Origin of the sequence: Caballeronia eucalypticola (genome assembly GCF_047608185.1) — a bacterium.
Taxonomy (GTDB): Bacteria; Pseudomonadota; Gammaproteobacteria; order Burkholderiales; family Burkholderiaceae; genus Caballeronia.
Window position 1 is genome coordinate 182,587 of record NZ_JBLKRU010000012.1, and the last position, 20,641, is coordinate 203,227.

General features: G+C 60.1%; 18 protein-coding genes, 2 tRNA genes and 1 pseudogene. 7 read left to right on the plus strand and 14 right to left on the minus strand.

Annotated features, from left to right (window positions below; all coding sequences use genetic code 11):
- Nucleotides 1-33: 33 nt before the first annotated feature.
- The 3 genes from hemW to rph are packed head-to-tail and all read right to left on the minus strand — an operon-like array spanning nucleotide 34 to nucleotide 2,661.
- The gene (gene hemW, locus ACMX25_RS16670) at nucleotides 34-1,281 is read right to left on the minus strand and encodes a radical SAM family heme chaperone HemW (protein ID WP_414951092.1); all 1,248 of its coding nucleotides are present in this window, start codon (nucleotides 1,279-1,281) and stop codon (nucleotides 34-36) included.
- The gene (rdgB, locus tag ACMX25_RS16675) at nucleotides 1,278-1,907 is read right to left on the minus strand and encodes an RdgB/HAM1 family non-canonical purine NTP pyrophosphatase (protein WP_414951093.1); all 630 of its coding nucleotides are present in this window, start codon (nucleotides 1,905-1,907) and stop codon (nucleotides 1,278-1,280) included. The genes hemW and rdgB overlap by 4 nt, the downstream gene beginning before the upstream one ends.
- Entirely contained in the window at nucleotides 1,900-2,661 is a 762-nt protein-coding gene (gene rph / locus ACMX25_RS16680; RefSeq protein ID WP_414951094.1) for a ribonuclease PH, read from the minus strand. The genes rdgB and rph overlap by 8 nt, the downstream gene beginning before the upstream one ends.
- Nucleotides 2,662-2,989: 328 nt before the next feature.
- Between rph and ACMX25_RS16685 the strand changes: the two genes are divergently transcribed.
- The 5 genes from ACMX25_RS16685 (at nucleotide 2,990) to ACMX25_RS16705 (ending at nucleotide 7,952) form a co-directional block, all read left to right on the plus strand.
- Nucleotides 2,990-3,922, plus strand: a complete 933-nt coding sequence (locus ACMX25_RS16685) for a YicC/YloC family endoribonuclease (RefSeq protein ID WP_414951116.1) — start codon at nucleotides 2,990-2,992, stop codon at nucleotides 3,920-3,922.
- A gap of 7 nt (nucleotides 3,923-3,929) precedes the next feature.
- Nucleotides 3,930-4,595, plus strand: coding sequence for a guanylate kinase (gmk, locus tag ACMX25_RS16690; RefSeq protein WP_414951095.1), 666 nt, complete (start codon nucleotides 3,930-3,932; stop codon nucleotides 4,593-4,595).
- A gap of 57 nt (nucleotides 4,596-4,652) precedes the next feature.
- Nucleotides 4,653-4,856 (plus strand): DNA-directed RNA polymerase subunit omega, encoded by a 204-nt coding sequence (gene rpoZ, locus ACMX25_RS16695; protein ID WP_031359151.1) that lies wholly within the window; start codon nucleotides 4,653-4,655, stop codon nucleotides 4,854-4,856.
- A gap of 62 nt (nucleotides 4,857-4,918) precedes the next feature.
- Nucleotides 4,919-7,339 carry a RelA/SpoT family protein gene (locus ACMX25_RS16700; RefSeq protein WP_299715770.1) on the plus strand — a complete coding sequence of 807 codons (2,421 nt, stop codon included), beginning with the start codon at nucleotides 4,919-4,921 and terminating at the stop codon, nucleotides 7,337-7,339.
- 121 nt (nucleotides 7,340-7,460) lie between these two features.
- Nucleotides 7,461-7,952 carry a phage protein NinX family protein gene (locus ACMX25_RS16705; protein WP_414951096.1) on the plus strand — a complete coding sequence of 164 codons (492 nt, stop codon included), beginning with the start codon at nucleotides 7,461-7,463 and terminating at the stop codon, nucleotides 7,950-7,952.
- A gap of 135 nt (nucleotides 7,953-8,087) precedes the next feature.
- On the opposite strand, the gene ACMX25_RS16710 is transcribed toward ACMX25_RS16705, so the two are convergent.
- Nucleotides 8,088-8,164, minus strand: a tRNA-Arg gene (locus ACMX25_RS16710).
- 78 nt (nucleotides 8,165-8,242) lie between these two features.
- A tRNA-Arg gene (locus ACMX25_RS16715) sits at nucleotides 8,243-8,319 on the minus strand.
- Nucleotides 8,320-8,458: 139 nt separating this feature from the next.
- On the opposite strand from ACMX25_RS16715, the gene greB reads away from it, so the two are divergent.
- Nucleotides 8,459-9,019, plus strand: a complete 561-nt coding sequence (greB, locus tag ACMX25_RS16720) for a transcription elongation factor GreB (RefSeq protein WP_414951098.1) — start codon at nucleotides 8,459-8,461, stop codon at nucleotides 9,017-9,019.
- Nucleotides 9,020-9,117: 98 nt separating this feature from the next.
- Here greB and ACMX25_RS16725 read toward each other — a convergent pair whose 3' ends face one another.
- Both ACMX25_RS16725 and ACMX25_RS16730 read right to left on the minus strand, forming a co-directional pair.
- Nucleotides 9,118-10,269, minus strand: coding sequence for a porin (locus ACMX25_RS16725; RefSeq protein WP_414951099.1), 1,152 nt, complete (start codon nucleotides 10,267-10,269; stop codon nucleotides 9,118-9,120).
- Nucleotides 10,270-10,817: 548 nt separating this feature from the next.
- Nucleotides 10,818-11,096 carry a hypothetical protein gene (locus ACMX25_RS16730; protein ID WP_414951100.1) on the minus strand — a complete coding sequence of 93 codons (279 nt, stop codon included), beginning with the start codon at nucleotides 11,094-11,096 and terminating at the stop codon, nucleotides 10,818-10,820.
- Nucleotides 11,097-11,487: 391 nt separating this feature from the next.
- Here ACMX25_RS16730 and ACMX25_RS16735 point away from each other — a divergent pair, with 391 nt between their 5' ends.
- Complete coding sequence (locus ACMX25_RS16735; RefSeq protein WP_414951101.1) at nucleotides 11,488-12,594, plus strand: exonuclease domain-containing protein; 1,107 nt, start codon at nucleotides 11,488-11,490, stop codon at nucleotides 12,592-12,594.
- On the opposite strand, the gene ACMX25_RS16740 is transcribed toward ACMX25_RS16735, so the two are convergent.
- The 7 genes and pseudogenes from ACMX25_RS16740 to ACMX25_RS16770 form a co-directional block, all read right to left on the minus strand.
- Nucleotides 12,591-13,154: a chorismate mutase gene (locus tag ACMX25_RS16740; RefSeq protein WP_414951117.1), complete on the minus strand. Its 564-nt coding sequence runs from the start codon at nucleotides 13,152-13,154 to the stop codon at nucleotides 12,591-12,593. The two genes, ACMX25_RS16735 and ACMX25_RS16740, sit on opposite strands and share 4 nt — an antisense overlap.
- Before the next feature lie 314 nt (nucleotides 13,155-13,468).
- The gene (locus tag ACMX25_RS16745; protein ID WP_414951102.1) at nucleotides 13,469-13,615 is read right to left on the minus strand and encodes a hypothetical protein; all 147 of its coding nucleotides are present in this window, start codon (nucleotides 13,613-13,615) and stop codon (nucleotides 13,469-13,471) included.
- A gap of 626 nt (nucleotides 13,616-14,241) precedes the next feature.
- Entirely contained in the window at nucleotides 14,242-15,795 is a 1,554-nt protein-coding gene (locus ACMX25_RS16750; RefSeq protein WP_414951103.1) for a TolC family protein, read from the minus strand.
- Nucleotides 15,782-17,811 (minus strand): annotated as a pseudogene (locus ACMX25_RS16755) (FUSC family protein). The gene ACMX25_RS16750 and the pseudogene ACMX25_RS16755 overlap by 14 nt, the downstream one beginning before the upstream one ends.
- Complete coding sequence (gene mdtN, locus ACMX25_RS16760; RefSeq protein WP_414951104.1) at nucleotides 17,792-18,841, minus strand: multidrug transporter subunit MdtN; 1,050 nt, start codon at nucleotides 18,839-18,841, stop codon at nucleotides 17,792-17,794. The pseudogene ACMX25_RS16755 and the gene mdtN overlap by 20 nt, the downstream one beginning before the upstream one ends.
- On the minus strand, nucleotides 18,838-19,107 hold the full coding sequence (locus ACMX25_RS16765) for a hypothetical protein (protein WP_414951105.1): 270 nt from the start codon (nucleotides 19,105-19,107) through the stop codon (nucleotides 18,838-18,840). Before ACMX25_RS16765 ends, mdtN begins: the two co-directional genes overlap by 4 nt.
- 75 nt (nucleotides 19,108-19,182) lie before the next feature.
- Nucleotides 19,183-20,541, minus strand: a complete 1,359-nt coding sequence (locus ACMX25_RS16770; protein WP_462686295.1) for an IS4 family transposase — start codon at nucleotides 20,539-20,541, stop codon at nucleotides 19,183-19,185.
- Between the last annotated feature and the right edge of the window lie 100 nt (nucleotides 20,542-20,641).

A 20,641-nucleotide genomic window follows, 5' to 3' on the forward strand; every position in this document is an offset into this window, starting at 1 on the left:
CCGGTGGTCAGGCCAGGGGCGGGCGCGTCCAATTTAACGAACTTCCTTGATGTTTATCGACGGCGTGTCCCGGAGAAAGAGCGCTTGCAAGTCGTTGAGAAAATCCTGGCCGCGCTGCGTAGGCGCAATGCGTTCGATATCGCGCGTAATCAAGCCACGGCGTTCCGCTTCGACCAGTCCCGGCTCGATCGCGGACATCGCGAGTCCGGTTCGTTCATTGAACGAATGCACTGGAAATCCTTCCACTAGCCGCAACGTGTTCAGCATGAATTCGAAGGGCAAGTCGCGCGGCCCGACTTCGTGCTCTTCCTGTATCGCCGCGCCGCCAAGCGCTTCATCCATGTACGTTCCTGGATGTTTGTATCGAACCTGACGCACGATTTTTTGCGGGAACGACAGCTTCGTATGTGCGCCCGCACCAATGCCGAGATAGTCGCCAAAGCGCCAGTAGTTCAGGTTGTGCTGGCTCTTGCTGTGCGGTTTCGCATAGGCCGACACTTCGTAGCGCTCGTAACCGGCTGACGCCGTGCGCTCATGAATCCAGTCCTGCATGTCGGCGGAAGCGTCGTCGTCGGGAACGGGCGGCGGGTACTTCGCGAACATCGTGTTCGGCTCGAGCGTCAGGTGATACAGCGATAAATGCGGCGGCGCGAAACTGATCGCTGTTTCGATATCCGCGCGGCATTCATCCAGCGTCTGCTTCGGCAGCGCGAACATGAGGTCGAGGTTGAAGTTATCGAAGTTCTTCGCCGCTATTTCCACTGCCTGACGCGCTTGCGTTGCATCGTGAATCCGGCCAAGCGCCTTCAGATGTTGTTCGTTAAAACTTTGGATTCCTATCGATAAACGGTTCACACCGCTTGCCCGAAATTGCGCGAACTTCGCGGCTTCGAAGGTGCCGGGGTTGGCTTCGAGTGTGATCTCGGCGTCGGCATCGAGCGGCAGCAGCGCTCGGGCATCGGAGAGAAGGCGGTCCAGTCCTTTCGCCGACAGCAAACTAGGCGTCCCGCCGCCAATGAAAATGGTGTGCACCTGGCGGCCCCAGACCATCGGCAACGCGCGCTCGAGATCGGCGCGCAAGGCATCGAGATAACGATCCTCAGGAAACGTCTCGCCCTTCCACTCGTGCGAGTTGAAATCGCAATACGGGCATTTGCGCACGCACCATGGGAAATGTACGTACAACGACAGTGGCGGCAGCGACGTCAGCCGAATACTGCCCGGCGACGTGAACGCCTTGACCACGTTGATCGCCTGGGGACCGCTCGAACCAGCCGTCACGATATTTCCTTCAGCCGCGCGAGCAATTGGCGAAGCGCAATCGCCCGATGGCTGCTTGCGTTCTTCACGGCGGGATCGAGTTCGGCGGCGGTTTGTCCGAGCAATGGCACAAGGAAATGCGCGTCATAGCCGAAGCCGTTCGCGCCGCGCGGGGTATCGATGACTTCGCCGTGCCAGCGGCCTTCCGCAATCAGGGGTTCTGGATCGTCGGCATGACGTACCAGCACGAGGACGGAGAAGAAATACGCCCGCCGATCTGATTCATTGGCCAGATCCTTCACGAGCCGCACGTTGTTCGCGATATCGTTTTTCTCGCCGCCGTTGAGCAACTGCGCATAACGCGCCGAATACACGCCAGGTGCGCCGCGCAGCGCATGCACGCAGAGGCCGGAGTCGTCGGCGAGAGCAGGTAATCCCGTCGCCGCCGAAGCATGCCGCGCCTTCGCCAGCGCATTTTCGACGAAGGTCACATGCGGTTCCTCGGCTTCCGACACACCGAGTTCGCCTTGCGTCACAAGATCGATGCCCGCGGTGCTCAGCAGAGCCGCGAATTCGCGCAATTTGCCCGGATTATTCGACGCGAGCACAACGCGTGTCAGCGCGCTAACGGCATCAGAATCAGACATTGAGCAGCTCCAGCGCGATCTTCTGCTTGGCGATCAACGTTTCGATACCGCTTTGCGCCAGATCCATCAGCGAGTTCATTTCGGCGCGCGTGAACGGTACGCCTTCAGCCGTTCCCTGCACCTCGACAAAACCGCCGGCACCGGTCATCACGACGTTCATGTCGGTGTCGCACTGCGAGTCTTCGTCGTAGTCGAGGTCGAGCACCGGCTGGCCGTTATACACGCCGACCGAGATCGCCGCGACAAACTGATTGATCGGCGATTCCGCGATTTTGCCGGCGGCCAGCAACTTGGTCACCGCGTCATGAGCCGCGACAAACGCGCCCGTAATGCTTGCCGTGCGCGTGCCGCCGTCGGCCTGGATCACGTCGCAGTCAATGTGCAGCGTGCGTGCGCCCAGCTTGTTCAGATCGAATACGGAACGCAGCGCGCGCCCGATCAGGCGCTGAATCTCCTGCGTACGTCCGGTTTGCTTGCCGCGTGCGGCTTCTCGGTCGTTACGCGTATTGGTGGCACGCGGCAGCATGCCGTATTCGGCGGTGAGCCAGCCTTGATCGCGTCCGCGCAGGAATTCGGGCACGCGCTCGGAAATGCTCGCGGTGCAGATCACTTTGGTATCGCCGAATTCGACGAGCACCGACCCTTCCGCATGCTTCGTGTAGTGCCGCGTGATGCGCACGTCGCGCAATTGATCCGCGCGACGGCCGCTCGGGCGGTTGAACAGGGCAGACGGGTTCAGCGTGGAGTCGGTCATGGAGGCGGCAAAGTGAAAAAACGCAGTGAAAGGAGCTTGGGCGCGCGATAAAAAACGCGTAAAAATCGCGCTAGGTTCGAATTTTATCCGCAATCGGAGTGAGCGTCCGGGGCAGCGTCCCGTATTGATCCGCACGCGCTGCACAGCGGCATTGCGTTTCCAGGGGTGGGATCGGCAAAAATGGGATAATGCCAGCTTCCTCGCCCGGCCAACATTGCCTGCCATTTCGCGCAGCTACACGCCGGGCGTTTCGAAGCGAACTGGCCGCGCGGTGCAGGCAACAAACAAGCAGCAACGCCGCCACGGCCTTCAAATTACGGACGCGACAATGATCTACAGCATGACAGGCTACGCCAGCGCCACGCGCGAAGTAGCGTCGGACGGCGCGGGCGCCAATGGCTCGGGCGTGGGGGTATCGGTGGAATTGCGCACGGTGAATTCGCGCTTCCTCGACATGAATTTCCGCATGCCCGAAGACGTGCGTGTCTGCGAGCCGCAATTGCGCGAAATGCTGATGAACAAGCTGTCGCGCGGCAAGGTTGATATCCGCATCAACCTGAATCGTGCTGAGCAGACGACCATTGCCGGCGTGCTTAATCGCGATGCGCTGTCGCAACTCGCCGCGCTGGAGCGCTCGGTGCTGGATATTTTCCCCGATGCCGAACGCATGCGCACCGGTGAAATTCTGCGCTGGCCGGGCATTTTGTCGGAGAGCGGGGTATCGGCGGAAACGTTGCGCGACGCGGTGCTGGCATGCGGCAAGCAGGCGATTGCTGAACTTATCGATGTCCGCGCCCGCGAAGGCGCCGCGCTTAGCGCCGTGCTGATCGCGAACGTGACGGAAATGGAAGCTATCGTGGCAAAGGTCACGCCGCTCGTGCCGGAACTGATCACGAAACATCAGCAGAAGATTGTCGAGCGATTGCAGGATGCGCTTGGGATTGCATCGCCGGAAGGTACCCAAACCAGCATTCCGCGCGAGGAAATTGCGGAACGGATTCGCCAGGAAGTGACCATTTATGGCATCCGTATCGACATCACCGAGGAATTGCAGCGGCTCTCCGCGCATCTTGCGGAAACGCGCCATGTGTTGCAGAAGGGCGGGAAGGTGGGCAAGCGGCTCGACTTCATGATGCAGGAGCTGAATCGCGAAGCGAATACGCTCGGGTCGAAGGCGGCTGCGAAAGAACTAGCGGATTCGTCGATGACGCTCAAGTTGCTCATCGAACAGATGCGCGAGCAAGTGCAAAACCTGGAGTGACGCTGCCATGAACGACGCACAACGCAATACCTACGCCGGTGTTTATCCGGGCAACCTGTTCATGGTCGTAGCGCCGTCGGGCGCGGGCAAGTCGACGCTGGTCAACGCGCTGCTGGCGCAGGATCAGGCAATCCGTCTGTCCGTGTCGTACACCACGCGCGAACCGCGGCCGGGCGAGGAAAACGGCGTTCAATACCATTTTGCTTCCGTCGATGACTTCATGGCGCGCCACGCCGCCGGCGAGTTCCTCGAAAGCGCGGAAGTGCACGGGAACTACTACGCCACGTCACGCGTATGGATTGAAGAGCAGATGAAAAGCGGCCACGACGTGCTGCTTGAAATCGATTGGCAAGGCGCGCAACAGGTCAAGAAACGCTTTCGCAATGCGGTGGAAATCTTCATCCTGCCGCCGTCGCTGGACGCGCTTGAAGAGCGCCTGAAGAAGCGTGGCCAGGACTCGCCGAACGTGATCGTGCGGCGTTTGCTGGCCGCCGGCAGCGAGATGGCACATGCGCCGGAAGCGGAATACGTGCTGATCAACGAGAACTTCGAGCGCGCGCTCGGCGAATTGCAGTGTCTCGTTGCTGCCACACGGCTACGTTTTGGTTCACAGTACGCCCGTCATACGCAGTTGTTTGTGGAGTTGGGCATACACTCGCCGCACGCCGAGTGAACGGGGCTTTCCGGTCACATAAGGTAGAATGAAGAACATATCGAGAAGGAATCAACCATGGCCCGCATCACCGTCGAAGACTGTCTGAAAATGATCCCCAATCGCTTCGAGCTTGCGCTCGCAGCAACGTATCGCGCGCGCCAGCTCGCTCAAGGCCATACGCCGAAGATCGAAAGCCGCGACAAACCGACTGTTGTTGCGCTGCGCGAAATCGCGGCCGGCCAGGTCGGTGTCGAGATGTTGAAGAAGGTTCCGGTCTGATTAACGGTCCGGACGTCTACGCGACTTGTTACTAACCGCGTCAGCTAACCACGGAGGCGACCATGAATCCTGTTCCATCGTCCGTCTCTGTGGATCCGCATAACGACGTCCTCAGCACAGAGTCTCATTCTCAGAATCACGCGCACGATCATGACACCGCTCATGATGCCGATTCGCCCTCGGCGGCGCGCAAGTACATCGACGCAGTCCTCGAACAATCGTTTCGCCATCTGTTCGGGCCGACTGCCACACCGGAAAAGCCACGCCGCCACGACGTCGTTTCCATTGCGAAACTGACCACCGAGCTGGCCGCGTATCTTTCGCCGGAAGAAATCAAGCAGATCAAGCTCGCTTTCCATTTCAGCGATGAGGCCCATCTTGGGCAATATCGTCAGAGTGGCGAGCCGTATATCACGCATCCGGTCGCGGTCGCGGAAATTTGCGCCAGCTGGAAACTCGACGATCAATCGATCATGGCGGCGTTGCTGCACGACGTGATCGAAGATCAGGGCGTGACGAAGACCGAGATTGCGGAGCGTTTCGGGCCGAAGGTTGCAGAACTCGTCGACGGCCTGTCGAAACTCGACAAAATGGAGTTCCGCAATCGCGAGGAAGCGCAGGCGGAAAACTTCCGCAAGATGCTGCTCGCCATGGCGCGCGATGTCCGCGTGATTCTCGTTAAGCTGGCGGACCGGCTGCACAACATGCGCACGCTGGGCGCGGTGCCGCCGGAAAAACGGCGTCGCGTGGCGCGCGAAACCATCGACATCTATGCGCCTATCGCGCATCGGCTCGGGTTGAACAACACGTATCGCGAGCTGCAGGACCTGAGCTTCGCGAACTTCAATCCGCATCGATACGCCACGCTCGAGCGCGCCGTGAAGGCCGCTCGCGGCAACCGGCGCGAAGTGGTGGGCAAGATCCTTGAAGCGGTCCAGCGCACCATTGCGGACGCGAAAATCAAGGCCGACGTGACCGGCCGCGAGAAAACCATCTTCAGCATTTACAAGAAGATGCGTGACAAGCAGTTGTCGTTCTCGCAAGTGCTCGACGTCTATGGCTTTCGTGTGGTCGTGGATACCGCGCTCGAATGTTATACGTGCATAGGTGCGCTGCACGCGCTCTACAAACCGGTGCCGGGCAAGTTCAAGGACTACATCGCCATTCCGAAGGTGAACGGCTATCAGTCGTTGCACACCACGCTGGTGGGGCCGTTTGGCGCACCTATCGAATTCCAGATCCGTACGCGCAAGATGCATGAAATCGCCGAAGCGGGCGTGGCTGCGCATTGGCTGTACAAGAATGGCGGCGCGGATCTGAATGACGTGCAAAAGCGTGCGCACCAATGGCTCAAGTCGCTACTGGACATTCAAAGCGAAGCCGGCGATTCAAGCGAGTTCCTCGAACACGTCAAGATCGATTTGTTCCCCGATGCGGTCTACGTGTTCACGCCGAAGTCGAAGATCATGCCGCTGCCGCGCGGCGCGACTGCGCTGGATTTCGCGTATTCCATTCACAGTGACCTGGGCAATCAATGCGTCGCGGTGAAGATCAATAACGAGTTGCTGCCGCTGCGCACGGAATTGAAGAGCGGCGACATTGTGGAAGTGATCACCGCGCCTTATTCGAAGCCGAATCCCGCGTGGCTTGGCTTCGTGCGTACCGGCAAGGCGCGCTCGGCCATTCGTCACTATCTCAAGACCATGCGGTTGAACGAATCGGTTCAACTGGGCGAACGGCTGGTCGATCAGTGCCTCAAGAGTTATGGATTGGCGTTGTCGGAAGTGACGCCGGAAGCGTGGGAAAAACTGGCGCAATGGACGGGCAATAAGAGCCGTCAGGAAATTTTCGCGGATATCGGCCTTGGCCGGCGCGTGGCCGCGGTCATGGCGAAGCGCATCGAAGTGCTGATGACTGGCCGCGACGACGACGATTCCCCGCGCGAAAGCTTCAGCACGAACACCGCGCCGCCGGTTGTGATCACTGGTACCGAAGGCATGTCGGTACAGTTGTCGGCTTGCTGCCGCCCGATTCCCGGCGACGACATCATGGGTTACATCGGCATCGGGCTGGGTATGGCGATCCACACCACCGAATGCCGTGTGGCGCAGCGGATTCACAAGCGCGATCCGGGCCGATGGATCGACGTCGCCTGGGCACCGCAGCCAGGCCGTCTGTTCGATGTCGCCATCAAGGTGCTTGTGAGCACGTCCAAGGGCGTGTTTGCCCGCGTGGCGGCTGATATCACGTCCGCCGATGCCAATATCGTGCACATTGCCATGGACGAGGATGTGACGCAGGAATCTACCGTGCTGCGTTTCGTGATCCAGGTGAGCGATCGTGTGCATTTGGCGAACGTCATGCGGCGCGTGCGCACGAATCCGGACGTGATGCGCATCGCGCGTGAGCGGCCGAGTGACGAACCGCATCATCGCAATACCGAAGGCGGCATGCGGATCGATCGCGAACGCGGCGATTATTGACGCCTGGCGTTCGCCCCGTGGCGCAGCGGCCGGCAGAGTCTGGGTTTGCAGCTGATCTGACTTGCCGCCACTGGAAAGCGACCTGCGTGCCTGTACCCATTCTGCGTACACAGGGGCACTTATGAAAACATCAGAACTGGAAGGCGCCGAGCTCGATTATTGGGTCGCGCGCGGGCTGCACGACTTTATCCGCGAAATTCATTTCACCGATGGTGGCCAGACGCTCTCGATCCGTGGCAACGACCGCGGCCGGGCGTGGGACGGGCGCTTCCTGCCATCGACGTCATGGGAAGCGGCATCAGTGGTGCTCGAGCGCGTATGCTGCCTGGAGATGAAGGACCACGGACGCGGTGAGGTCGTGTGCACCGCGGTATTCGGCAAGGCCGGTGCGGAAGTGGAAGGGCGCGGACCGTCGTTGCGCATCGCGTTGCTGCGGGCTTTCCTGCTACATGCGTTCGGAGACACGGTTGACGATGAGTTTCCGCATCGTTCGCAGATGTTGCTTGGAGAGCGCGCTGAGCCGATTGGCGAGCAGAGTGGGGCGGCAACCGTTGAAGATGCGCCGTTGCCAGACGGGCGTATAGGCGATATCGGGTCGACTGCGCGGCAGTAAATGCGTTTGTTGCGCCTCGCGCGCCCCGTGAAATCTTGCCGGGCGCGCTCGACGCGATCTCCGGCAACGAACGCACTTAGGCATTCCGTCCGCACAAACAAAAAGGGCCTTCCGTGAGGAAGGCCCTTCTAAAACTGGTGCGGCTGGCAGGATTCGAACCCACGACCCCTTGGTTCGTAGCCAAGTACTCTATCCATCTGAGCTACAGCCGCGCATGAAGCAGAGTAATACAAAAAACTGATGCAGGAAATGCTTGCTTGAAACAAAACAACTAAAACACTTTGAAGAAGTGGTGCGGCTGGCAGGATTCGAACCCACGACCCCTTGGTTCGTAGCCAAGTACTCTATCCATCTGAGCTACAGCCGCACGCGAGACCAAGAGTATAGCCAAGCTCTCCCAAAAAAGGAAGGGTCCCGGCTCGATTTCTGTGATGCCGATCGCCTTCGTGTTACCGTGCACTGGAGCTATCTCGCTCCTCTTCACGTCATTTTGAGCGGTTTGCACCATGAACAAAGCATTTGTCAAAGAATCAGACGAGAGCGATGAAGACCTCGACCTCGAACAACCTGTCGGCGTGCCGCCCGGCACGAAGAACTACATCACGCCGGCAGGGCACCAGCGCCTGCGTGACGAGCTGCTGCACCTGCTGGACGTCGAGCGGCCCGATGTCGTGAAACTGCTTTCTTGGGCGGCCTCTAATGGCGACCGGTCGGAGAACGGCGACTACATCTACGGCAAGCGGCGCTTGCGTGAGATCGACCGGCGAATTCGCTTCCTGACCAAGCGTCTCGACAAGGCGGAAGTGGTGGACAGCAGCCGCCAGGAAAATGTCGACCAGGTGTTTTTCGGCGCAACGGTGGATTACGCCGGTGACGATGGCGAAACGCACACGGTGACCGTCGTGGGCGTAGACGAGGTCAATCTGGATGTGGGGCATGTGAGCTGGATCTCGCCCATTGCCCGTGCGCTGCTCAAGGCCAAGGTCGGCGATACCGTCACGCTGCACACGCCCGCGGGTGTGCAGCAAATCGATATCCTCGATGTGCGTTATCCGTCGAAGGCCTGATGCGGTTGATCTAAAGCGCTAACGCAGGGGAAACTCAGGACGAAAAAAAGGCGCCGCAAGCGGCGCCTTTTTCACATCGGTACAACCTGGAACAAGACTTAGAAACGGTGGCGAATGCCAACCGTTGCCGAGACTTGGTTCGGGGTCGACGACATGCCTACGCCCGTGATCGGAGCGCCCAGGCCATTGCTCAGGTCGATCGCGTGAACGTATTCGCCTTGCAGGTACACGTCCGTGCGCTTCGACAGCGAGTAAGCCGTTTGCAGAGCAAACGTATGGAACGACGGCTTTTCACCATCAAGACGTGCGTCCGTGTACGTGTACTCACCAGCCAGGCTCAATGCCGGGGTCAGTGCGTAACGGCCGTTCACTTCATAGTTGTTGAAGCGAGCGTAGTTGTTCGTGAAATTAACGCCTGCGCCGCCGGTTGCTGCACCCGTGATGCCAACTGCGTCTTCAAGCTTCGTTTGCGTGAACACGAAGCCAACCGTTGCCGGGCCGAACGCGTAGTTCAAACCAGCACCGAACGTGCGCTGCAGGCCTGCCACGAACGTGTTGTCGCCAGCAACTGCGCCGTTAGCATTGGAGATTGCCGCAGCAGCTCCAGCACCGGTTACGTCGTTGTTCAGTTGCAAGTAAGCAGCAGCGATGTTCAACGGACCGTAGTTATACGATGCGCCAACGCTGTAAGCACGGTTGTTCGCGAAGCCAGCTTGCTGGTTCGAGAAGCCATACTGCGCGCCGAACTTGAAGCCAGCGTAGTTCGCGCTCTGGTACTTGACCGAGTTGTTGATACGGAACGAGTTGTCGAGGTTGTCGTTGTCGAACGGGTGGGCGAACTGCGTGCCACCGTATTGCGTGCCGGTCAGAGCCAACGGGCCGAGGTAATCGACCACGGAGTCATACTGACGACCCAACGTCACAGCACCGTACTGCGTGCTCGACAGACCAACGAATGCTTGACGACCGAATTCACGGCCTTGTTGACCCAGCGTGCCGTTAGCAATGCTGAAGCCGTTTTCCAACGTGAAGATTGCCTTCAGGCCACCGCCGAGGTCTTCAGCGCCGCGCAGGCCCCAACGGCTGCCGTTCACCGAACCGCTGGTTTCCTTGAAGTTATGCGAGCCGCCTTGGTTGTTCGTGTACGTCAGGCCAGCGTCGATCAAACCGTACAGCGTCACGCTGCTTTGAGCATGAGCGGCGGTTGCAAATACGCCCGACAGGGCGGCGACCATGAGAGTCTTTTTCATCTTTGTAACTCCGAGAGCAATTTGGGTCTGACAACCCAGGCTTGAAGGAAACCTTCACTCCGACGCGCTGCGAGAGGCGCTGTCAGGTGATTTCGTGTATCGAAAGAAGACACAGTCGTTTCCGGACCAGACGAAGTGTAAAGACGGTGTTACAGCGTTGGCATTCCGATTTACGCAATAAAGTATTCTGCGATCGGCAATGATTAAGAAACGCAATCTAAGCCTTTACTGGCAAGGCTTTGCGGGAGAATGGCGGGGGTGAATGCGATGTGTCAACAGACGTTCGTTGCGCAATTGCGACATGCGCTATCGTTAAAATACAACGCCAATAATCCTAAATGTCGATTGTTGACGGAACCGCAATAGATGATTGCCAGAACTGTAGATGATCACCAGAAGACGTGCCGTTATACTTTAACTGCTGCTTTCCGAAGCAGACTTTTTCGTTGACGGAAAAGATCTCCAAACCTTGTCGGCGCGACTTCCCAGTCGCGCTTTTTTTTACCTGAACGGGCTTGATGGCCATAGCGCGTTCAGGTGCGCGTTACTTATATAGTTGCTTCCAGCACTTCTTCAGGCATCCCTTCAGCCTTATTCGCGGCGTCGGGTGATTCAGCGCCGTCGTTGCTATCGAATGTGGGTGGACTCGATATTGTCCAGTCTTCCATCACATATCGACGAGCGTCCATTGGCGAGGACAGAAGGTTTTGCCAATGGTCGCCATGCCACGCCGGGTCAAAATCCAGAGCTGAATGCGATTCCACTACTGCCTGGGGAGCGACAAACGTCCTGATCCACGAAAACATGCTTTTGAGTTCGGTCGTCACAGCAATGACCTCCTTTAAAGTGTTTGCGGTACAGGTTCATGATGCCCATAGTCGATTTCGGTAACAAGGCTCGTTAACGCTTACGATTCGATAATAATGGTTACAATCTCAGTAAATATTTCCTTTTAGCGGATAGGGGCGGTTTATTCCGGAATTATTACGACTATTGTTTTCCTGGATTCGAGAGCGCATGTGGAATCGGCCTGCGAAGCTCCCCTTGCGCCGAGCCGCCTCGCGACTGAATCGGTACTGAACTGCCGGGGCTCGAATGGACGTGAGCTAAAATGCCCGATCGATACGCCGTTGTCCTGCGCGGATCGCGTCCATTCCTCTTTTAGCGGTCAGCGTTGTGCTCCCAATCGTTACTACTAATAGTGTTAGCTCAGAACCGATGGTTTTCGTCGATCTCGAAACCACCGGCGGCACGTTCGGCGTGAATCGCATCACTGAAATCGGCGTGGTCGAGGTTGGGCCGGCTGGCGTCACGCAGTGGAGTTCGCTTGTTAATCCAGAGCAGCCAATTCCATTCTTTATCCAGCAACTCACCGGCATCAGCGATTCGATGGTGCGCCACGCGCCGACGTTCGAATCCATCGCGCATGATTTGCTGGCGCGTCTCGATGGGCGGCTGTTTATCGCCCACAACGCGCGGTTCGATCACGGCTTCCTGCGCAGCGAGTTCAAGCGCGCGGGCATCAAGTTCCAGCCCGACGTGCTGTGCACGGTCCAGTTATCGCGCACGATCTATCCGACGGAGCGCCGGCACGGACTCGACGCGTTGATCGAACGGCACGCGCTTGTGCCCTCAGCGCGCCATCGCGCGTTGGCCGACGCCGATCTGCTCTGGCAATTCTGGCAGCACCTGCACACCACTCATTCCGCCGATACCCTGCGCGCGCATATCGACCAGGTGACGCGGCGTTTCCGTCTGGCGGGCGATATCGACGAAGACACGATCGAACGGATTCCGGCGGGTTGCGGCATCTACGTGTTCTATGGCGAAAACGACGTGCCTTTGTATGTGGGGCGAAGCGTGCGCTTGCGCCAGCGGGTGCGCGCGCATTTGTCGGGCGTGAAGCGCTCGGCGAAGGAGCAACGGCTCGCGGAACTCGTCCGGCGCGTGGAGTGGAGCGCGACGGGCGGCGAGATTGGCGCGATGCTCGAGGAAGGCCGCTCCGTCGCACGGCTCGGACCGGCGCACAATCGCGTGGTGAAAACGCGGCGCGACGATCCTCGCGGCGCCCCGTGGACGTATCCGGGTGCTATCGCCATTGAGGAGGCGGACGCCACGACCGGGGCGCGAGTCTGGCATGTCGTGGACGGTTGGCAGTTCTTTGGCACGGCAACATCGCTGGGTGACGCTGCGCGCTTGCGTTCGTCCGCGGAATTGGCGAGCTTCGAGTTGTCGACTTACCGGATTCTCAGCGAGCGATTGTCGCGCGGATTGATCGTCGTACCGCTCGGAACCACCGTTCCTGTGAGCCGAGAGCCGGCTTAACCTACGGCGCCCACGCCCCCGGCAGTGCACACATGCGAGAGCGCGCGCTCGAGCGGCGCGTTCTGGGCAGAATCGTAACGTGTGAGGTGCTTCCAGCGCGCAATGCTTTCGGCGAGCCGCGACGGACAATCATCGGTGTGACGCAACGGCTCCACGCGAGCCAGCGCGGTGAGCAATGAATTCGTTATGCGATCAAGTTTCGGCCGTGTTTCGCTAGCGAGGTCCGGCGGTGTCCCTTCAGGCGGCCGCGATTTGCGCCAGTTATCGAATAGTGCGTTCTGCACGTCCTTGCTCGCCTCGATCTGATCCCGGAAGAAAGCTTGCGCAAACGCGGGATCCATGCCGGCGGATTTCGCGCGCTTGTCGATACTTGCCAACAGCGCGGCTTCGCGGGGTTCATCGGTGATCGGTTCGTGGCGCGCCCACTTCCAGCGCGCGACCGGCTCGGCCAAGGCGAGACGTTGCGACGATAAAGCAATGAGATTGGTGAGCGGTGTATCGTCGCCATCGGCAAAAGCGGCCGGCTGAAATATAACGATAAGCGCCGGGACAGCGGCCATTGCAGCAATGGTTCGCAGAGTGCGCGAGATGCGAGTGGAAAGCATGATTGATCGATAGCGTGCAAAGATCTGCAGCTTAACCCATCGTGTTTGAGACATTCATCTTGCGCGATACAAGAGGGTCATTCTGGTTGGCCTGATGCAGTTGGCTTTGGCTCGACGCCCACGCGCCTTTACGCCGTTGTGACTAAGAGGATGCCGCGCTGTTCAAGCGTGCGAAAACCGCAGCCTGTTCGATGTCCGCACATAGATCGCCCACGGCTCACGCGCGTTAAGCGCACACGCGTTGAGCCCACCCCAGCAACGTTGCTCAATTACTTCGGGTCGCACTGGTTGCGCTGTTCGTCGAAGAAAGCCCGGACGTATTCGGGCAACTCCGCGAGGAATTCAACTGCGACCGGTTCTTGATCCGGACATTGCACCTTATCCGGTGTCGGAATTTTGGTCGGCTTGGCGTCCATCACTTTCTCTCCTTGTATGGGTCGATTATCAATCTCGACTCTGGATTCCTGCTAGCGCCGAATGCGCCGGTGGAACTTTTGCCGCTTGCTCTGTTGCTTTAACGGGACACCGGTGAGATGACTCAGGCATGTCACAGTTAATTAATGGCTCAGTTCGTGTATCCCCGATGACGCAATTCTCCGTCGTCTCCGTTTTGCAGTGAAAACCCGGCCATACACGGTTATCGCTATTACTGAGTTCTGCTGCTGCGCGGCAAATATTTCGCCAGGCGTTTCAAAGTCTATCGGGCGCGCTTCGAACGTCGCCGCCGATGGCGTGAGCCCCCTATCACGCACTCCTTCCTAATATTGATAACGGCAATAAATCCGCCCGGTTGACCGATTTATTATCTTTTAATGGAATTTTCTCTAAGTGATGTCCGCAAGCGTACACACGAACAGGTTTATGTTCGCAAATCGGATAAATCCGAAGCATCGCCGATGCGACGTGAAAAGATCGTTTTGCGCCGACGTGTTTGCGATGAATTATCAATCGCATCACAATCGTTCACTTGAAGCGTTACTTTAAGTTAACGGCCCGAGGCAATACTGCGAGCGGATATCGATGAACTCGACGCTCTCAGCCTTCAGCGCCAGCCCGGCTCCGTCGGCATCGAATCGATCGCACCAGTCGCCAGCGCGAGCGCGGCCGCAGCCGAAAGCGCGCTGCTGTAGCTATCCGCGTCTGCGTTCGTTGCAGCCAGCAGTTGATTCTGTGCGAGCAGCGAGTCGGTGACCGACCCGATCCCTTGGCCGTACGCGTCGAATGCGGCGTCGTAAGTTGTCTGTGCAGCGGCCAGTAACTCCTTGGCGGCAGCGTGCGCGGTGAGGCTCGTCTGCAGCGTGTTCTGTGCGGCAACAATTTGCCGGACCGCTTCTTCGCGGCTTCGGGCGAGGCGGGTCGATGCGCTGTCGGCGTCGTTGCGTGCCTGCGCGAGTACGGCCTGACGCAAGCCGCCGTCATACAGTGGAATCGTCACGCCCACGATCACGCTGCCGCCGTACCGGCCGCCGCTCAGATTCAGCGTCGGCAATTGCTGACCAATGGACGGAATCCCTGAAATTGATGAACTGCCGGTGTTGTACGCGCCGTTAGCCGAGACAAACACCTTCGGCATGAATTCCGATTCGGCTGCCTTCACCCTCGCCAGGTTGATCCGCTCGGCGGCATAGGCGCTCAGCACGTCCGGCCGCCGGGCGATGGCGGAAGACACGATCTGCTCGATCGAGTCGTTGGTCGGCGCCGGAAGTGCACGTGCCGGCATTTCCGCGATCCTCGGTTTCGACAGCGGCGAGATGCCCATCGCCGAAATCAGCGTCAGATAGCTGTTGCTTTCGGCCCCCTGAGCCTGGATCAGCGCGAGCTTCGCCTGCGCGCGATTCTGATTGGCCTGCGCTACTTCAATCACAGTGCCAATGCCATGCCGGTAGCGCGACTGCGCCGCAGCGAGGATGGCTTCGGCATTGCCGAGACCTTGGGCTGCCGTGGCGACGCGGGCACGCGCGGCCTGGTATCCGTAGAACGCGACGCTTACATCGAAGATCACCTGCTGGTGAAACGCGGTGAAGCCGATATTCGCGACCACCGATGCCTGCGATGCAGCCTCGAGGCGCGCGGCGCGTCCGCCGAAATCGAAGAGCAGCCATTGCAGCGTCACCGCCGAAGTCGTGCCATGTCCCGTCCCGGCGGTTGATGAAGCATCGGGCACGGACGAGCGCACATTCTGGGCGCCGGCGTATTGCCCCATTGCCGCCACGGACAGTTTGGGAAGGTAGGCGCTCTTCGCAATGCCGGCCGCGAGCGCCATGTTGCGTGCATCGTTCCAGGCGATGCGCGTCAGCGGGTTCGCCGATTCAGCGAGGTCAATCAGTTCGGCTAGTTCGTAGGCATGCGCCGGGTCGAATGCCGGAGGAGGGGGCAGCACGGCGAGCGCGGGGTTCGCGGGTAACACGTAGCCACGGTTCGTTGCAGTCGATCCAGTCGATACCGCTCCCGGCACGATGGCGCCGCTCGCGTCCGTCTGGGGTTGCCACGGACGGTCAAGGCTTTCGGGCGCCATGTCCACGGAGGACGTGGCGCAGCCGGTCAAACTCGCTGCGGCCAGGATCGCTAGTGCGAATGAAGGGTCAAGCCGGAGCATGAGTCGTAAAGTCCTTCGCCGCCATGTTTGGCGCGGCGTGTTGGAGTTGAGCGAGGCGTGTGTCGCCCAGGTGTAGCAGCGCGGCAAGTGTTTCGTCGGTTGCGGCGTCGGCGTTCGCCAATGGCTGCCGGTCGGTTATCGCGCCCGTCTTGGGCGGCTGTTGCGGCGGATTGCCGGTAACCTGGCTGAGCCAGCCGGCGAACGCGGCATCGCCCGGTCGCCTCTCGGCAATCAGGAGCATGGGTGCTTCGAGCGCGCCGAGCCTTGCCAGCGCGCTGCGACGTTCGGCAAGCCACTGTGGCTCCGGACGAACCCATGATGGTTCGTAGCGCATCAGCGCCAGGTCCTGTTCCAGCGCGCCGTATTGCGCCATCGCGCTCGGGGCCTGCGCGCGGCGCGTGGCGGAATTCCCCGGCATGGCGAGCCGCTCCCACCGCTGCTGCAGCGAGCTGAGAGCGGTATCGACGCGCTCAGCCACGCTGACCGGCCACACACGGGTAACGATCAGATACACGACCACGTTGCCGATCAGGATCCCGATCGTGCGATCCCGTGCGACCGTCAGGTCGAAGCCAGGCCCGGCGCCCTTGATCACGCACATGAAGAAGACCAGCGCAATCTGAAATCCTGCATAAGAAATGCGCGGCGAACCAAAGGCAATCTAGGCCGAAAGCAAGGCGCCGAGGAACACGATACCCATCAACCCGACGACAGAGGTCATCGCGGGAATCACGAACACGATCGCTGCGGTACCGAGGAGCGCGCCCGCGATGCATCCGGCGATGCGCAGCGTCATTTTCTCGACGGTTTCAGCGGTGGTGCCAAGCGACACCATGTAGACAGTGATGAAGCAGGTGTGGATGCCGGACCAGTTGAGTTGCGAATAAAGCAGATAGCAAAACACGGCCGCCGCGGTGGTTTTCACGGCATAGCGCACTTGTTCGGGATTCGTGAACGCGTCGGGCAGGAAGAATCCGCCATGCTCGTTCGGGGGCGGGGCGCTGTCGGCCTGTGGTTTGTGATCGACATCGACATCGACATCGACATCTACTACAGCGAAGAAAGTGATTGCGTGCTGCAGTTCTTCAGCCACGACGCGCGCAAGCGGCGTCAATTCTGTTGCGGCGGGCAGGCTGAGTTCGATATCGACCGGATAACCTCCCGCTTCCAGCATGCGTGCCATGCTCTCCAGCGTGTCGATGATCGGCATGACGAACGATGCCGGCAGCCGGCTCGACGGTTCCCGGGCCGCGAGATCCGCTGAGACCAGGATCGCAAATGTCGATGAAACGGCTTGCCGCAAAGGGGCGATATCGGCACGTGCCGACGATCCGTCGAGCGCCGAAAGCGTCAGCCACGAGCGCATCTGCGCATCGCCTTTGCGCAGGCAGGCGTTGAGCGCGTCGCGCGTTGCATCGGGTTCGGCGAGGCTTTGGGCCGCGAGCCGCAGGTGCTTCGCCAACGCGCGGCCGGCAAGCCGCCGCGGCGACGGTGCAAGCGCCAGGTTCACGCAGATCGACACCCCGATCGGAATCCCGACCATCACCCAGGAGTAAAGCAACGCACGGGTCGCCGCTTCGCCGAACGGCATGCTGCCAAGTTCGTCGAGCGTAAATCCGACGATCATCGCAACGATCGCACCGACCGGCCGCAGCTTGCTCGCCGACGTGACGAACAGCAGCGCGTGCGAGAGCCCCGCGATGCACGCAACCCGCCAGACCGGATCTTCGAGTGCGAATATGGCCACGACCGTTATCAGCGCGACCACCAGCGTGACCAGCACCAGCATTGCAGACTCTGCACCACGCTGAAAACCCGGTCCGGCTGGTTCAGGAAAAACACGACGTAGGCCGAGATGGCGGCTTCCGGCGTGCCGTAGGCGCTTGTCACGAATATAGTCAGCGCGCAGATCAGCGCGACGCGGCAGGCCATTTCCGCTCTTCCCGGAAAGGGCGCAAGCAGTTTCAGCAGGTCGGCCGCGCCTGGCCGGGCAAGATCACCGGCAGGCTGCGCCATGCCGGACCTCGACTAACGCGCTCGCACCGACCCGGACCAACCGGGCGGCCGGCTCATCCAGAAGCACGCGCACGGGGAAGCGTTGAGCAACCCGCACCCAGTTCACGGACTGTTGCACGACGGGCAACGCGCGCGGCAGATTGACCCGGTCAGTATCGGCCACGCCCGCGCCGATGCCGACCACCTTGCCGTGGATCGCCTGGCTCCGGTCGATCATTGAATAGACGGTCGCGCAATCGCCGGGCTGGATCGCGCCGAGCGCCGTTTCCCGGAAGTTCGCGACGGCGAACCATTCGTCGGCGGCGATGAGCGTGAATATCGATTGATTGGGCGCGACTGTCTCGCCCGCCAGCACCGAGAGGCCCGTGACAAAACCGTTGTGCGGCGCGTGCACAACGGTTGAGTCGAGGCTGTGCTGCGCGAGTGCCAGCGCTGCCTCGCGTGCGCGCACCAGGGCCATGGCGCCCGACTCGTCGCCTATGGTCTGCGCGGCCGCCCGCTTTTGTTCTTGTGCCTGCTTGAGCGTCAGCTCGGCATCGTGCTGTGCCACTTGCGCCTGGTCTAGCTGCTGGAGCGGAACGTATCCTTTTGCTGCGAATGGCGTTAGCCGCTGAACGCTGCGCGAGCTCAGTTCGTAGTTGTGCGCTGCCTTGCCGGTCTGATCGCCCGCGATGACCGCATTCGCGCGCTCGCCGACCAGGGTCCTGCGGCGCGTGTCCAACGCCGCGCGCGCCAGGTCGAGATCGCCCTGGGTCTGCGCCACGAGGAGCTGATACGGATCGGGATCGACCTCGAAGAGCACGTCTCCTTTTGTGACCCGCTGGTTCTCCGCGACGGCAAGCCTGACGATCCGGCCGCTCACCGGCGAGGCGATATGCACAACGTCGGCATCGATTGTTGCGTCGTCCGTTGACGGATACCGGCTTGACCGACTGGATGCGTAAAACAGCGCGGCAATACCAAGGGCGACGATCACGCACGCAGCCACGCGGCCTTTGAAAGCGTTTTTGCGCAAGCCGGTTATTTTCATGGGAGTTGTCCGGTCATCGAAAGCCAGATAACCACGGCAACCATCAAGCCGATGGCCGCACAGACGAAGAGCTGAAACGGGACGATTTGCGCCCATCCAGTCAAGACGGATATCCGATGCGCAACGAGCGCGCCGACTAGTCCCAGCAGGGCACTTAGCAGCCAGAGCGGAAAATACGCACCAAAGACTTCATAAGACGGTGCGCCGTGCGGCGCACAACCCTGCAAGGAAAGACACAGGGATGCGACAGCCGGAAGATACTGCATGCGATCAGCATTCCGGTTGCGGGCGTTTTTTTGTTTCGGCGTTAGCGACATTGCGGCGCGGTATGGTGCATTCCCTTATACAGAAGTGTCGTCACCATCGTCGTCGCGTAAGAGGCGCAATGTTTTTGCAGCGACATGAACTTCTCTGAGGCCGAGCCAGATGGTCTTTGCTCCGGGTTCGCCATCGCCCTTGCGGCCCAGGAAACCTCCCAGGCGCGCGATTAGTCGCAATACTTCGTTGAGCTTCGGTTGGGCCGGCGCTCGGGTTTTCGTGAGCAGGTAGGCGGCGCGAATTTCATCGGGATCAAAGAACAGGTGCGCGTCCAGATCCGGGCAGGTTCGTCCGAGCCGCATCAAATAAGCCACACGCCAAGCCACCACCAGAAACAGCGCTAACGCGCGCTCGAGCCGTTCGATCGTGCCCAACTGAAGCGCCTCGACACGGCACGCGTTCTTCAGGATGTTGAACAAGATTTCCACTTCCCAGCGCGCTCGATACCAATCGATCAGTTCGACTGCCTCCTCCACCGTGCTGGCCGTGCGATTGGTCAACAGACGCCATTCGATCGGCTTAACGCCCGCAGGAGCCTCGAACTCGCGCGCGACCAGGCACGTCGCAGCGATGCACTTGCCTTTGCCCGCGGGCAACTCCACGCGTTGCACCCACAGATGCTGGCGCACCGTGCGTGCTTTGACGCCATGGCGCGAAGCCATCGTGAAGGCGATTTGCCCGACAGCTTCCCCACGGCTCGTGCGCTCCCACAGCTTGTCTCCCTCCGGCAGGCAGCGATTATGAGCGGCTCGTACCAGCCAGTCGGCCGGCGTGCCCAGCTCCTGCGCTCGCAACATCAGCGACATCAGATCCGCTTCGCGGTCGGCCACATACACCAAACGCGTGGAGGGCAGGCTCGGCGCCATTTCGGCAATGCGCTCATAGCCCTCGATCCAGCGCACACTCTCCTTGAGTCCGCCACGCTTGCCGGATTCGTCCTTCTTCTCCCGCGCCCACATCCACGCATCCAGAATGCCCAACGGCTCGCGCTGCGGCGTAACCGCGTAGGTCGGGTGCAGATACATGCCCCGCTGGGCTTCATAGCTCAGCGGCCCGAGTCCGATCGCGCCTTGTCCATTGAAATCCAGCTCTGATGTGTCCTGCACGCAGAGCACGACACGATGGGCCTGCATGCGCTCCTGCGTCTGCTGCCAATGCGGCTCCAAAATTGCATGCCATTCGACCTTGTCGTTGTCGAAGAAGCGGTACGCCGCCATCGTCTCGCCCCAGCCCTGGCATGCCTTGGGCACGCTGGCCATCGGGTCGGCCGCCATTCTTTCCATCAAAAGCCTCGCTCGCTTGTTCAGGCGCGCATCGCCGAGCTCGAGCTGTTTGAATTCCGTCTGGGTCCAGGGCGTCGATTCGGTGACCAATGCGTCCACTCAAAAAGCAAGAGTAAACGCGATCCGCTGAAAGTTTACAAGCGCAGCGCTACGTCATTGAAAGTAAACGCGTTCTTCCGCGCACGACGCCTTGGGCTAC